Annotated in this window: 13 protein-coding genes; 2 read left to right on the plus strand and 11 right to left on the minus strand. The window is 71.5% G+C overall.

From position 1 onward, the window contains the following. Positions 1-14: 14 nt before the first annotated feature. The 3 genes from LDL49_RS03860 to LDL49_RS03870 all read right to left on the minus strand — a co-directional run bounded on the left by LDL49_RS03860 (position 15) and on the right by LDL49_RS03870 (position 2,090). Entirely contained in the window at positions 15-692 is a 678-nt protein-coding gene (locus LDL49_RS03860; RefSeq protein WP_225289469.1) for a response regulator, read from the minus strand. Between the two features lie 68 nt (positions 693-760). Beyond that, on the minus strand, positions 761-1,888 hold the full coding sequence (locus LDL49_RS03865) for a sensor histidine kinase (RefSeq protein ID WP_225289470.1): 1,128 nt from the start codon (positions 1,886-1,888) through the stop codon (positions 761-763). Between the two features lie 28 nt (positions 1,889-1,916). After that, positions 1,917-2,090 (minus strand): hypothetical protein, encoded by a 174-nt coding sequence (locus LDL49_RS03870; RefSeq protein WP_225289471.1) that lies wholly within the window; start codon positions 2,088-2,090, stop codon positions 1,917-1,919. A 137-nt stretch (positions 2,091-2,227) separates the two neighbouring features. Here LDL49_RS03870 and LDL49_RS03875 point away from each other — a divergent pair, with 137 nt between their 5' ends. Then, positions 2,228-3,052, plus strand: coding sequence for a DUF1206 domain-containing protein (locus tag LDL49_RS03875; RefSeq protein WP_225289472.1), 825 nt, complete (start codon positions 2,228-2,230; stop codon positions 3,050-3,052). A 64-nt stretch (positions 3,053-3,116) separates the two neighbouring features. Here the strand turns inward: LDL49_RS03875 and LDL49_RS03880 are convergent, their stop codons facing one another. Further along, positions 3,117-4,982 carry a right-handed parallel beta-helix repeat-containing protein gene (locus tag LDL49_RS03880; RefSeq protein WP_225289473.1) on the minus strand — a complete coding sequence of 622 codons (1,866 nt, stop codon included), beginning with the start codon at positions 4,980-4,982 and terminating at the stop codon, positions 3,117-3,119. Between the two features lie 66 nt (positions 4,983-5,048). Here LDL49_RS03880 and LDL49_RS03885 point away from each other — a divergent pair, with 66 nt between their 5' ends. Next, positions 5,049-5,909, plus strand: a complete 861-nt coding sequence (locus LDL49_RS03885) for a TetR/AcrR family transcriptional regulator (RefSeq protein WP_225289474.1) — start codon at positions 5,049-5,051, stop codon at positions 5,907-5,909. A gap of 40 nt (positions 5,910-5,949) precedes the next feature. Here the strand turns inward: LDL49_RS03885 and LDL49_RS03890 are convergent, their stop codons facing one another. The 7 genes from LDL49_RS03890 to LDL49_RS03920 form a co-directional block, all read right to left on the minus strand. Further along, the gene (locus LDL49_RS03890) at positions 5,950-7,554 is read right to left on the minus strand and encodes a fused response regulator/phosphatase (protein ID WP_225289475.1); all 1,605 of its coding nucleotides are present in this window, start codon (positions 7,552-7,554) and stop codon (positions 5,950-5,952) included. After that, on the minus strand, positions 7,547-9,211 hold the full coding sequence (locus tag LDL49_RS03895; RefSeq protein ID WP_225289476.1) for an ATP-binding response regulator: 1,665 nt from the start codon (positions 9,209-9,211) through the stop codon (positions 7,547-7,549). The genes LDL49_RS03890 and LDL49_RS03895 overlap by 8 nt, the downstream gene beginning before the upstream one ends. After that, complete coding sequence (locus tag LDL49_RS03900) at positions 9,198-10,223, minus strand: ATP-binding SpoIIE family protein phosphatase (RefSeq protein ID WP_225289477.1); 1,026 nt, start codon at positions 10,221-10,223, stop codon at positions 9,198-9,200. The genes LDL49_RS03895 and LDL49_RS03900 overlap by 14 nt, the downstream gene beginning before the upstream one ends. Position 10,224: 1 nt before the next feature. Next, positions 10,225-10,626, minus strand: a complete 402-nt coding sequence (locus LDL49_RS03905; protein WP_225289478.1) for an anti-sigma regulatory factor — start codon at positions 10,624-10,626, stop codon at positions 10,225-10,227. Next, the gene (locus LDL49_RS03910; RefSeq protein ID WP_225289479.1) at positions 10,623-10,988 is read right to left on the minus strand and encodes an STAS domain-containing protein; all 366 of its coding nucleotides are present in this window, start codon (positions 10,986-10,988) and stop codon (positions 10,623-10,625) included. Before LDL49_RS03910 ends, LDL49_RS03905 begins: the two co-directional genes overlap by 4 nt. After that, positions 10,988-11,827, minus strand: a complete 840-nt coding sequence (locus LDL49_RS03915) for an STAS domain-containing protein (RefSeq protein WP_372470332.1) — start codon at positions 11,825-11,827, stop codon at positions 10,988-10,990. Before LDL49_RS03915 ends, LDL49_RS03910 begins: the two co-directional genes overlap by 1 nt. Positions 11,828-11,986: 159 nt before the next feature. Beyond that, a complete protein-coding gene (locus tag LDL49_RS03920) occupies positions 11,987-13,129 on the minus strand; it encodes a DegT/DnrJ/EryC1/StrS family aminotransferase (RefSeq protein WP_225289481.1) in 1,143 nt (380 codons plus the stop codon). Positions 13,130-13,221 lie beyond the last annotated feature (92 nt).

Consider the following 13,221-nt stretch of genomic DNA (forward strand, 5'->3'; position numbering starts at 1 on the left):
CCACGCGGGAGTGCTCAGCCCGTTAACCCGTGGCGGCTCGCGTAGTGGGTGGCCTCGACGCGGTTGCGGACGCCGATCTTGGTGAACGCGTTGTTGATGTGGGTCTTGACCGTGGCCTCGCCGATGAACAGGGTCTCGGCGATCTCCGGGTTGCTCAGGCCGCTCGCTATCAGGCCGAGCACCTCGGCCTCGCGGGCGGTCAGGCCGTCGGGCAACTGGCGCGCTCTGGGTCGTGGTGCGCGGTGCATCGCCTCCACCAGGCGGTCCGACACCTTGGCGGCGAAGGTCGACTGGCCCGCGACGGCTGAGCGCAGCGCCGCCGCGATCTCGGCGCGGCCCGCGTCCTTGGTCAGATAGCCGCGTGCGCCCGCCCTGAGCGCGCCGGTGATCGACTCGTCGTCGGTGTAGGTGGTGAGCACGATGACCGCTATGCCGGGATGCTCGCTGACGATCCGGCCGGTCGCCTCGACGCCGTCCATGACGGGCATTCTCAGGTCCATCAGGACGACGTCCGCGGGGTGGGCGCCGTCCGTGCCGTTCGCGATGGCCGCGGCGTTGGCGGCCAGCAGGTCGAGGGCCTGGCGGCCGTCTCCGGCCGTACCCAGGACCTCGATGTCCTCGACCAGGCCGAGCAGGGCGGCCAGGCCCTCGCGCATCACCTGCTGGTCGTCCACCACGACCACCCTGATCACTTCCGTACCTCCACAACCGACCGCCTTCGCGTTCGCCGCTCCGATCGCTCCCGAGTCTGCCGCGCCGCTCACTCCGGCACCTCCGCGGTCACCTGCCAGGTCCCGTCCTCGTAGCCGGAGTCGAGGGTGCCGCCGGCCAGCGCGAGCCGTTCGCGCATGCCCGTCAGCCCGAACCCGCCCCGCGCCGGGACGTCGGCGGGCAGCGGGTTGCGTACCCGCAATCGCACCACATCGGCGGTGAAGTCGAGCGTCATCGACACGGGCGCGTCCGGCGCGTGCTTGGCCGCGTTCGTCAGTGCCTCCCGGGCGGTCCCGACCAGCGAGACGATGGCAGCCGACGACAGCCCGCGCGCCACCCCGTCCGCGCGGAAGTCCACCGGCGACCGGTGGTCGCGCCGGTGCACCTCGGCCAGTGTGGCGAGCGCGTCGGACAGCGAGGGGATGTCCTGGCGCAGCGCGGCCACCGCGGTGCGGGCCTCGGCCAGGCCGTCCGCGGCCAGCCCGCGCGAGCGCCGCACCGCCGCCAGCGCGCCGGCCACGTCGTTCGTCTCCGCGAGCAGGGCCTCGGCCAGCTCCAGTTGCACGCCCAGCGCGCCAAGGGAGTGCGCGAGCACGTCGTGGATCTCGCGGGCGATCCTGGTGCGCTCGTCCAGCGCGGCGGCTCGCGCCTGCTCCGCCTGCGCGAGCCGGGTCTGCTCCAGGAGCCGTTCGGCCTGCTCCCGTCGTACGACGTGCTGTCGGTGATTGACGCCGATCAGCGTGATCGCCAGCAGCACCAGCGCCTGCCCGAACGCGCCGACCGGCGTCTCCCCGGAGAGCGGCCAGGTCAGGATGGCCAGCGCCATCGTGCCCGCGCCGACGCCCACGATGGCGGCCACGGACGGGGTGGAGAGCGCGGCGAACCGGCCGAGGATGATCGCCGTGAGGAGCAGCGCCGTACTGTCCTCGGCGGCCCCGAGCGCCACCGCGGGCAGCAGCGTCGCCGCGCCCAGCAGCCCGGCCGTGAGCCGGGGCCGGGACCGGTCGAGCGCCACGAACAGCAGCCAGCACGCGGCGCTGACCCCGTACAGCGCCCAGACCCACAGCGCGCTCTCCCGGGCGGTGACCAGGGTGATGACCACGAACAGTGTGCCGAACACCTGCACCACCAGCCAGCCCGGCGCGATGGTGTCCGGCAGCGACCGCTTCTCTTCCATGCGCGTGATTCCACCAGGTACGGGCTGGTCAGCGCAGGCGGGTGATGAGCTCGATGAGAAGAAGCCGGTAGGCGATGAACCCCACCAGCACCACACCGGCGACCACCGCGATCCCGACCCACGTCTTGCCGTTCATCTTGCCTCCCTTGAGCGATTCCTGCGCTTTGTCGGCTGCGAGCCTGAGCAGTTCGTTTCTGTCCATGACCGCGAAACTACGGATCGGAGCGGGTGGAGCGGCACCGCCAGATGGTGGAGATACGGGTGGAGAAGCGGGGGTGGAGCGCCTAGACGGCCACGGCTGGGGCACTTGCCAGGGTCTTGCGCGCTAAGGAGGAGACGGTGACCGCAACGGAGAAGGCGGGGCGGCAGGCTCGGGCCGCCGCCAGGAAGGCGACGGCGCACCCGGCGATGAACCGGCTCGCCAGGGTCGGGCTGGCCTGCCGGGGAGTGCTGTACGCGCTGATCGGGGTGGTGGCCTTGCGGATCGCACTCGGCGGAGGAGGGGGGCGGGAGGCGGACAAGGCGGGCGCGATCTCGACCGTGGCGCGGTTGCCGTTCGGGGAGGTCATGTTGTGGGTGATGGTGGCGGGGTTCGTCGCGCTGACGCTCTGGCAGGTGTCGGAGGCGGTGTTCGGCGGGCTCGGCGTGGGGGACCGGCTGGAGACGGTCGGCCGGGCCGGCGTGTACGCGCTGATCTGCAGCACCTTGCTCAGCGTGCTGCGGGCCGGGAAAGCCACCTCTGACGACGAGAAGTCGCGGGACGCGACGGAGGCGCTGCTCGGTCTGCCGGGCGGGCCTTTCATCGTGGGGGCCATCGGGCTGGGCCTCGTCGTGCTCGGCGTCCGCTGGGGGCACCAGGGCGTCACCAAGAGGTTCCGGGAGGAGCTGAACCTCGGCCAGATGTCCGCGCGGGCCCGCTCGGTGATGGACAAGCTCGGCCTCGCCGGGTACGTCGCGCGCGGGGTCATCGCCGGCCTGGCCGGGGTCTTCGTCGTCGAGGCGGCGATCACGTACGACCCGGACAAGGCGGGCGGGCTGGACGCGACGCTCAGGGCCTTCGCCGAGACGCCCGTGGGGCCCTGGCTGCTCGTGGTGGTCGCCTTGGGGCTGGTGCTGTTCGCGGGTTACTGCTTCGGCGAGTCACGCTGGCGCCGCGTCCGCTGACGCCCGCGTCCAGTGGACGCCCGGGTCCAGTGAACTCGGGCGTCCGGCGTTCATGTGCTCGCGTTCAGCGGGAGCGGGGGTGGAGCAGGCCGGCGTGCCGCTGGATGCCGGCTGTGGCGGCGGCCAGCTTCTCCTCGTCGGGGAGCGTGGTGTTGTCCTCGTACGTGACGCCCGCCGGCACGTCGGCCGCCCCGACCGGGTCGGCGTCCCAGAAGTTGCCCCGGTAGACGACGTTCTCCAGCGGCGGCGACACCTGTAGGACGGCGGTGTTGTCGGCGCGCGCGACCACGTTCTCCTCCACGGTCACCCAGGCGGCGCCGTAGTCGGTGTAGAGAGCGAAGTTGTACGGGGTGCGGGTGTCCTTGATGACGTTGCCGCGGATCACCGCGCCGTTCTCGTACGAGTCGCCCTGCGGCCCCGACAGGTAGACGCCGCCGCCGTCGGCCAGCACCCCCATGGTGCCGACGGTGAGATTGCGCAGGATGCGGGTGCCCTCGGCGGGCCCGGCCACGATGCCGCAGTGGGGCACCTCCTCGACCTGGTTGTGGGCGAGCGTGCAGCCCTTGGTGCCCAGCACCGCGATGCCGGGGGAGCCGGTGAACTCCAGGCCGGTGTGATGGATCCAGTTGTCCTCGACCAGGGGGTTCGCGGTGCCGGTGACGGAGACCGCGCCGGCCGAGAGCGTGTCGAAATCGCAGCCGCGCACGCTGACGTCCGCGCCGCCGGTCAGCTCCAGGCCGGCGGCGCCCATGCGGGTGAAACGGCAGCGCTCGACCTCCACGCGTACACCGTCCTCGATCACCACGCACGCCGGGATCCTGGCCGACTCGCGCGGAACCGTCACCCACGCCTGCCCCTCGACGAGCTCCACCCTGTCGACGGGACCGCCCTCGTAGTAGCCGCTGCCGTGGTAGTGCGGGAAGCCCTCCGGGCGGCCGGGCCGCAGCCAGGTGGCGTCGGCGAAGACCAGGCCGCGGAAGGACACCCCGCTCGTGCCGGTGGCACGCAGCAGCGTCTCGAGAACGGGGGCGACCACCCGCGTACGGTCCGGCGCCTCCTCCGGGAGGGGAAGGTAGCGCAGGACGTGGTGGCCGGGACGCGAGCGGTCCAGGACAAAAGTGCCGGGCTCGGTGAGGAAGGTGACGTCGTTCTCGACCCGGGTGGGCAGGCCGGGGCCGTGGTAGGTGTTGCCGTCCCACGCGTAGTTGTAGAGGTCGAGGGCCCACCCGAAGCCGGGCTGGGCCATGGTGATCACGGTCGCCCCGCCCCCGTCCGGACCGGTGGTGACCTCACCGTCGGTCACGGTGGTCGCGTCACTGTCCGTCCCGGTGGTGACGTCACCGTCGGTCACGATGGTCGCGCCACTGTCCGGCCCGGTGGTGACCGCAGCGACGCCGAAGCGGGCCTCGGTCCATGGGTAGACGCCGCGGTAGACGAACTCGACGTCGGCGGGGTTGTGCCAGGCTCGCGGGGCCGCGTTGTCGCTCTCGTAGCCGGTCTCCGTCATGGTCACGGTGCCGGGCAGGCCGTCCATGGCGGCGCGCTCGGACCGGCGGCCGTCCACGTACAGCTGGCGCGTGTCCAGGTCGCCCACGTCGGCCAGCCACATGCCGTCCTCGACCCGCCAGCCGGTGATCTCACGACCGCCGCTGACGACGACCTCCTCCTGGCCGGCGCTCCCGTAGCCGTGGGCCTGGTAGACGATCCGGTGGCCGTCACGGCCGGAGTCGGCCTCAGTGAGCTCGAACGGCTCGGTGAGCATGTGGGTGCCACCCCGCAACTGGACGACGACATCGCCGGTCGCGGTCCCGTCGAGGTCCCCTACGAGGTCTCGTACGGCGTCGCGGGCGCGGTGCAGGCTGGCGAACGGGCGTTCCGCGGTGCCGGGCCAGGAGTCGCTGCCCGCGGGATCGACGTGGAACTCGGTCATGATGTACCGCCCCTTTGCTGTTTATGGTGTACACGAGGTAGTACACCATAAACAAGGGAGGTGTCCATGGCGAGAGGCGGCGCGGGAGATCCCGATGAGGGGGTCGAACTGCTGTGGCGAGAGGGCGACGTCGAGCCGCGACCGGGGCTGAGCCTGAGCCGGATCGTCCGGACCGCGATCGAGCTGGCGGACGCCGAGGGGCTCGAAGGGCTGTCGATGCGCAAGGTCGCGGACCGGCTCGGGTTCACCACGATGTCGCTCTACCGCCACGTGCCCGGCCGCGATCACCTGCTCGACCTCATGCGCGACGCCGTCATGGGCTCGCCGGGCACGGTCCTCTCCGAGGAGGGTGGCGAGCAGGGGGGCGGGTGGCGGGCGCGGTTGGAGGCGTGCGCGCGTGAAGGGTGGCGGCTGCGCGAACGGCATCCCTGGCTGGCCGAGGTGCGGGGATCTCGCCGGGTGCCGGGTCCCAACGCCGTCGCCCACTACGAGTACATGCTGAGCGCCGTCTCCGGCACCGGTCTCACGCCCGCCGAGATGATCGCCGTCGTCGGGCTCGTCGCCCGGTTCGTCGACTCCGAGGCCCTGCGGCTGGCCGAGGTGGCGCGGACCGAGCGGCTCAGCGGAGTCAGCGAGGAGGAGTGGTGGGGCTCCCGCGACTCGCTCTACGCGCGTTTCGAGCGCTACCCGACCCTCACGCGCCTGTGGGAGCAGGGTGGCTACGACGAGCCGGAGGACCCGTTCGAGTTCGGCCTGCGCCGGGTGCTGGACGGCATCGAGATGCTGGTCCAGGAGCGTGATGAAACGCGTGATGAAACATGTCAGATGTGTGGTGTGCCGGTGGAGCGGGCCGCGTCGGGACGTCCGCGCGCGTACTGCTCGCGGGCCTGCCAGCAGCGCGCCTACCGCAGGCGCAGATCAGGCTGACCATCGCGTGTGGCGGGCAGCGGGCCAGGCTCTCGCGACGTCAGGCCCCGCGGCGTACCGCCACGATGGCCACATCGTCCTCCCGCGAGCCGAACGCGGCGAGCAGCCGGTCGCAGAACTCCTCCAGATCGTCCTCGACCGTCTCCGCCACCTGCCGGGCCTGCTCCAGGCTGTCGTCGAGCAGGATGCCGCGGTCCTCCACCAGCCCGTCGGTGAACAGCAGCATCGTGGCGCCCGCGGGCAGCTCCAGCCGGTTCACCTTGTAGTCCTCGTGCGCCACGCCCAGCAGCAGGTTGCCCAGGCCCAGGTAGTGGGCACCGGGTCCGGCCAGCATCGGCGGGATGTGCCCGGCGTTGGCCAGCTCGACCTCGCCGGTCTCCGGATCGATGAGCAGCAGGCAGACGGTGGCCGTCATGCCGGGGTGGTAGCGGCGCAGGACCTTGTTGAGCAGGTCCATCGAGGCGCTCAGGTCGACCGAGTCGATCAGCGAGGCGCGCAGCGCGTGCCGCAGCTCGGCCATGATGGTCGCCGCGTGCAGCGAGTGGCCGGCCACGTCGCCGATCGCCACCAGCACCCGGTCGCCGACCCGCAGCACTTCGTAGAAGTCGCCGCCGACCTCGATGTTGTCCACGGCCGGCTGGTAGCGGAACGCCACCTTCAGCCCCGGCACCTCAGGGATGCGCGTCGGCAGGAGGCTGCGCTGCAGGGTGAGCGAGATCGTGTGCTCCTCGGTGTAGACGCGCAACGCGTCGACGGCCAGGGCCAGCCCTTGGCCGAGCTGCCTCAGCACGTTCAGCTCGTCGGCGTCCAGCGGAGGGTCGGCTTCCAGCCCCAGGTAGACGGGCGGCTGGCCCCTCTTGGTACGGCACAGCACCCCCGTCACCGGCGCGTTGACCTGTACGTCGCTCACCAACGTGAGCCACTCGGCGGCCTCCACGGTGAAGACCTTGGCGCCCGCCGGCGCGCCCAGCGACATCGCGCTGAGCCGGTCCAGCAGTTGGGGAGCGGCGGACCTGCTGCTGGCCGTCTCGCCGGGCCGGGCGCGGAAGCGGCGCATCCGGCCGTCGGGCGGCAGCGCCAGCGCGCCCGCGTGGCGGCCCAGCACGTCGACCGTGCCCTCGACGGCCACGGCCAGGAGCCGGTCGAAGGAGTCGGCCCCGTTCATCCGCAGCGTGACGTCGGCCAGCTTGGCCAGGCGCTCGGCCATCAGCTCCGCCCGCCGTCTGGCGCGGTAGTAGCGCAGCGTCGCCTCTACCGTCGCCGCGAACTCGGCCGGCTCGATCGGCTCCGACAGGTAGGCGTCGGCGCCGCGTTCGAGCCCTTCCGTACGGTCGGCCGAGGTGATGGCGTTGCCCGACACCTGGATGACCGGGATCGAGGTGGTCGCCGGGTTCGCCTTGATCCGCTCGCACACCTCGAAGCCACCGATGTCGGGCAGCCGTACGTCGAGCACGACCAGGTCGGGGCGGCTCATGGCGAGCATGGCCAGCGCCTCCTCGCCGCCGGCCGCCTCGACCACGGTGTGGCCCGCCCTGCGCAGCCAGCTCGACAGGATGTAGCGCTTGGTCGGGGTGTCGTCGACCACCAGCACCGTCGCGGCGCCGGCGACGGGCTCGGTCACCGCGCCGGCCATGTGCTCAGTCATGGTCCGTCCCCGCAGCGCCCCGGAGGGCCTGGAGCAGCTGGTCGCGGCGCAGCCCCTGCTTGGACAGCACCGGGTGGCCCGACGGCGCGGCGTCGGGCCGGATCGTCACCACCACCACGCCGATCCGCCCCAGGGCCTGGTCCTCGGCCATGCGCTGCAGCAGCGCGGTGCCGTCCAGCCGCGGCATCAGCATGTCCAGCAGGATCACATCCGGCGGGCGTGCCGTCATCATCTCCAGCGCGGCGACTCCGTCGGCGGCCTCCTCCACCTCGACGGCGAAGCCGTACAGCATCCTGCGGGCGGCGGCGCGGAACGCCTCGTCGTCGTCGGCGACCAGCACCCGCGCGATCTCGGGCGTGCCGTCGTGGTGCGGCAGCCGTATCGTCACCGTGGTGCCCCGCCCGACGTCGCTGGCCAGCTCCAGCGTGCCGCCCAGCGCCTCGGTGAGCCGGCGGGCGTACGGCAGGCCGAGCCCGGTGCCCTTGACCCTGACCTGCAGCGCGCTCGGCACCTGGAAGAACTCCTCGAACACGGTCGCCAGATACTCCCGGGGGATGCCGATGCCCGTGTCGGTGACCGTGATGACCACCTCGCCGGCGGCCGCGTCGGCGCGCGCGCTCAGCCGTACCTCGCCCTCCTGAGTGAACTTCAGGGCGTTGGACAGCAGGTTGCGCAGGACGCGGACCAGCATCCCCTCGTCGGTGTAGACGTCGGTGACGTCGGGCGCGACGTCGACGCGCAGCGTGACGTCGCCGGGACCGCTGGTGGGCTGCATCGCCAGGCGCAGGTGGTCGGCCAGCGTGGGCAGGTGGACGACCGACGACTGGGGGTCGAGCCGCCCGGACTCGGCCTTGGCCATGTCGAGCAGCTCGCCGACCTGCTCCAGCAGCGACTCCGCCGAGCCGCCGATGAAGCGCACCTGACGTGTCTGCTCCTCGCTGAGCGGCTCGCTGCCGGGTCCGACCATCAGCCTGACCAGGCCGATGATGGAGTTGAGCGGGGTGCGCAGCTCGTGGCTGACGGTCGCCCAGAACCGGTTCCTGGCCTCGGCCGCCTCGCGGAGCTGGGAGGACTTCTCATCCAGCTCCCCGTACAGGGCGACCACGCCGCGGTTGGTCTCCTCCAGCTCGGCCGACAGCTGGTTGTACAGGGCCAGCACCCCGGTGTTGGTCTCCTGCAGCTCGGCGTTGAGCCGCAGCACGTCCTCCAGGGTCGAAGCGAGCTCCTTGTTCTGCTGGCGCAGCTCTTCGAGGGCGCTGACCGGCGCCATCCGGGACAGGCGCTCGCGGATCTGGTCGATCGGGAGCCGCGGGGAGTGGGGAGGCAGCCGCTTGGCTATGGTGACGCGACCGTGTTCGGCGTCGAGGGTGACCACGTCGACCAGGCGGCCGGCCAGTGCCAGCCCCTCGGATCGGGCGAAATCCGCGCCCATTGCGTGATCCATCGTGATGAGCAGTTTCCCTTCATCGAGCGAGAAGACGACCACCGCCCCGGTGCCGAGCAGCTCCCGGCAGACCTCGCTCAGCGCGGTCGCCACCCTGACCTGGTCTTGCGCCTCCAGCCCGGCCAGCTCGGCGACGGCCTTGCCCAGGCGGCGCACCACGAAGACGTCATGGTCGTGTTCGAGCGCGGCCCTGGCCAGCTCAGTCGCGGTCATCGCCGGGCCTCACGGTCACCACGCAGGCGTCGTCCCGGCGGCTGCCCGCCTCGCGCAGCAGCCCGGCGGCGACGACGGCGGGGGAGCGGGCGAACAGGCCCTGCATGGCGGACGGATCCCACCGCTCGGTCAGACCGTCGGAGTGCAGCACCACGGTGGCGTGCTCGGGCAGCTCGAACTCGTACTGGCGCAGCTGCCGCGCCTGGTGTCCGGCGATGCCGGGCACCGAGATCATCCCCCGGCGGCCGTCGGCGCCGACGATCCAGCCGGAGATGTTGCCCAGCCCGGCGTAGGAGACGGTGGCGGCCCTGACGCGGGCCACCGCGACCGCGCCTCCCCGGGTATGGACGAGGCCCCGATGCAGGCGCTGGAGTGTTGCGAGCGGCTCCTCGTCCGTCGCCCGCAGGAACAGCTCCACCGCCGTCCTGGACGCCTGGGCGGCCGGCTCGCCGTGGCCCAGACCGTCGCACAGCAGGATCGTCGTCTCGGGTGTGGCGCCGTCGCCGGTGGCGGCGATCGCGAAGGAGTCGCCGCAGACCACCTCCTCGCCGATGGGGCGGCTCAGGCCGCTGGCGTGCGGCGCCGAGGTGGGCGCGCCGGTGGCGGCGAAGCGCATGACCAGCACCGTGCCCCTGCCGGGCAGGGAATGGACGTCGTACCAGGACGACATGCGGGCCATCGCCCCCATCCCGATGCCGAGGGTGCCGGAGGTGGAGTAGCCGTCGCGCAGGGCGCGGGCGACGTCGGGCATGCCCGGCCCCTTGTCGATGGCGATCAGCTCCACGACGGCCTGGTCCCCAGGCTGGGAACGGACCATGACGACGCCCTCCACCGCGTGCTTGACCAGATTGGAGACGGCCTCGGTGACCGCGACCGCCGTCTGCGCCGTACGCTCGGCGTCGAACCCGGCGGCTTCGGCGAGTTCGACGGCCATCCGGCGTACGGCGCCCACCGCGCTGGGGCTCTCCGCTCGCACCCAGATGTCATCACGCGTGTAGCTCACCGGCACCATGTCATCGAGCCCATTTCGTCACTGTCACCGTAGTGCCCTTACCTGGAGCCGAGACCAGGTCGAACTCGTCGACCAGCCGTCGTGATCCGCTCAGGCCCAGCCCCAGCCCGGTGCCGGTGGTCCAGCCGTCGGTGAGCGCCTGCTCGATGTCGGGAATCCCCGGCCCCTCGTCGCTGAAGGTGAGTTTAAGGCCGCGGCGCGCCCCGTTCTCGACGATCTCGATGCGGGCCAGGCCGCCGCCGCCGTACACCAGGGCGTTGCGGGCCAGCTCGCTGGCCGCCGTCACCACCTTGGTCTGGTCGATGAGAGACAGTCCCACCTCGACCGCGACACTCCGGACCCGCTGGCGGACCATCACGACGTCGGAGTTGCTGGCGATGGGCAGTTCCCAGCCGCCGGTCACGACGTCGCGCCTCTCACATGGTCGAGCAGCGCGATTCCCTTCTCCAGGTTGAGTGCGGTGCGTACGCCGCCCAGCGACAGGCCGAGCTCGACCAGGGTGATCGCGACGGCCGGCCGCATGCCGACGACCACGGTCTGGGCGTCGAGCAACCGCGACGTCGCGGCGATGGTGGCCAGCATCCTGCCGATGAAGGAGTCGACGATCTCCACCGCGGTGATGTCGATGATGACGCCGCGCGCTCCGTGGGTCACCACGGAGTCGGCCAGGTCCTCCTGCAGGGCGAGCACGCTCTGGTCGTCCAGGTCGATCTGGATGGAGATGATCAGGATGTCCCCGAGCTTGAGAATGGGCACCCGGTCCATCAGACGTTCTCCGTCCGCACCGCCAGGCGGGTCGCCTTCGGCGCGATCACCTCGATGCCGCTGCGCCTGAGCGCGTGGGCCAACGCGTCGGCCAGCGAGGCCTTGGTCACGATGTCGCCGAACTCGATGCCGAGCGTGACGATGGTGTGCGCGATCTGCGGGCGGATGCCCGAGATGACGCACTCGGCGCCCATCAGCCGGGCGGCGACGACGGCCTTCAGCAGGTGCTGGGCGACCTGGGTGTCGACGGCCGGGACGCCGGTGATGTCGATCACCGCGTGCTCGGCGCCCGTGTCGACCAGCGTCTGCAGCAGCTTCTCCATCACGACCTGGGTCCTGGCGGAGTCGAGCGTGCCGACCAGGGGCACCGCCACGATGCCCTCCCACAGCTTCACGACCGGCGTGGACAGCTCCAGCAGCTGCTCGGCCTGGTCGAGGATGATCCGCTCGCGGGCCGTCGTGTACGTCTCGAAGGTGAACAGACCGAGGTCGTCGATGAGCCTGGAGAACCAGATGAAGCCGCGCAGCGCCTCGGGGCCACCGTCGCTCTCGACGGCCTCGTACAGCGCCTCCTTCAGGCCGAACACGGCCCTGGCGGTGTCCGCCGGGGTGAAGCCCTGGCGGGCGCGGGAACGTGACAATTCGGCGAGCAGGCCGCGCATGTCGGCGAGGTCGCCGCCGTGTTCGAGGGAGGTGAGCAGCGCCCGGTAGATGTCGCTCAGCTCTTCGCTCGACGCCTTGGCGATCAGGGTCCACCGGTGCAGGATCTGCGTCTCGTTTTCGCGGAGCAGCTCTTCGATACGTCGCCTGGCGACATCGGCATCGACGGTCAAGGTCACTCCTGGGAGGAAAAATTCACCGGCACTGCCGGGGATGCTAACGACACTGTTCCGCTTCGGCGGGCGGTTAGCGAGATAGCCCGCTTCATGCGTTGAACGACCTTATCTGACGATATAAAGGGATACGTCCTGCTTTGCGAGATAGTGATCCACGGCTGATCAGGCAAATCGGGCGCCCTCCGCCGGGCGGGCACCCAGCTGGGTCAGCAGCCGCACCATGCGCGGGGCGTCGAGCGGATCCACCGGCAGCACATGGCCGGTCCACCAGCGGGCGATCTCGGGAGTGGGCCCCTGCCGGATCGTCGGCAGATAGTCGTCCAGCGGCGGATCGTAGACGAAACCGGGCACCACACCGAGCCGTTCCAGCCCGGCGACGATCTCGTCTCGTCTGTCGACCAGCAGCGGCACCCGCAGGAGCGGACGTACGGGGGATTCGCGGACGCCCGCCGCCACCCACGGGGTCCGGCGCAGCACCTCCACCCCGGCCAGGCGGCGCTCGCGCTCGCGGTCGATCGCCCGCAGGCGCGAGCGCTGGTAGCGGCAGAGCGCGGGACCCGGGCGCATCCGCCAGCCGTCGTGGTCGATCCCCAGCCACGGGTCCATGGCCGACAGGTTTCCCCTGACGGCCATGAGGGCGTCCTCATGGGGTGTGGGGCGGTGCCCGCTCCACTTGACGATCCCGAGGCGCCGCGACAGGTGCCACATCAGCCGGACCGCGCCGGTGCGGTGGAGGGTCTCGCGGAGCATCGGCTGCAGCACGGCCTCCAGCTGCTCGCGCGGCTCACCGGACAGCAGCAGCGCGTCTCTCGCCTCGGCCAGCGCCGCCAGCGCGCCGGGGTTGGGTGTGGTCAGGAAGCCGCCGGACGCCCGGCCGTGCTTGGCCAGGCTCAACACGCCGGCCTGGCCGAACGTGCCGGCCGCGCGCCCGCCGACCATCGTCTGGAAGGCGTGGGCGGCGTCGTCGATGAGGACGAGGCCGCGCCGCTCGCACTGCCTGATCAGGTCCTTGATCTGGTCCGGCTGGCCGTACAGGTGAGTGGTGATGACGCCGGCCAGGCCGCTCCAGTTGACGCGCGGCGCGTCGATGTTGCCGTCGCGCCACGACACCGGCGCCATTACCGGCTCCAGGTCGGCGGCCAGCACGACGAACAGCACGGCCTCGGAGGTGGTCGGCGCGATCAGCACCCGGTCGCCGGGGTCGAACCAGTGGCGCAGCGCCAGCAGCAGGCCGAACCGGGCCGACGGCACATGCAGGCAGTCCTGGCCGATCCGATGCCGCATGAGACTTTCCAGGGGGCTCATCGGCCACCTGTCCGAGCGGGTAATCGGCCGTGGCGGTTCAGCGCCCGGTCGGCCAGGCCGTACAGGAAGGACCGGTCCAATCGCTCCCCTCC

The sequence above is a fragment of the Nonomuraea aurantiaca genome (assembly GCF_020215705.1).
Lineage (GTDB): Bacteria > Actinomycetota > Actinomycetes > Streptosporangiales > Streptosporangiaceae > Nonomuraea > Nonomuraea aurantiaca.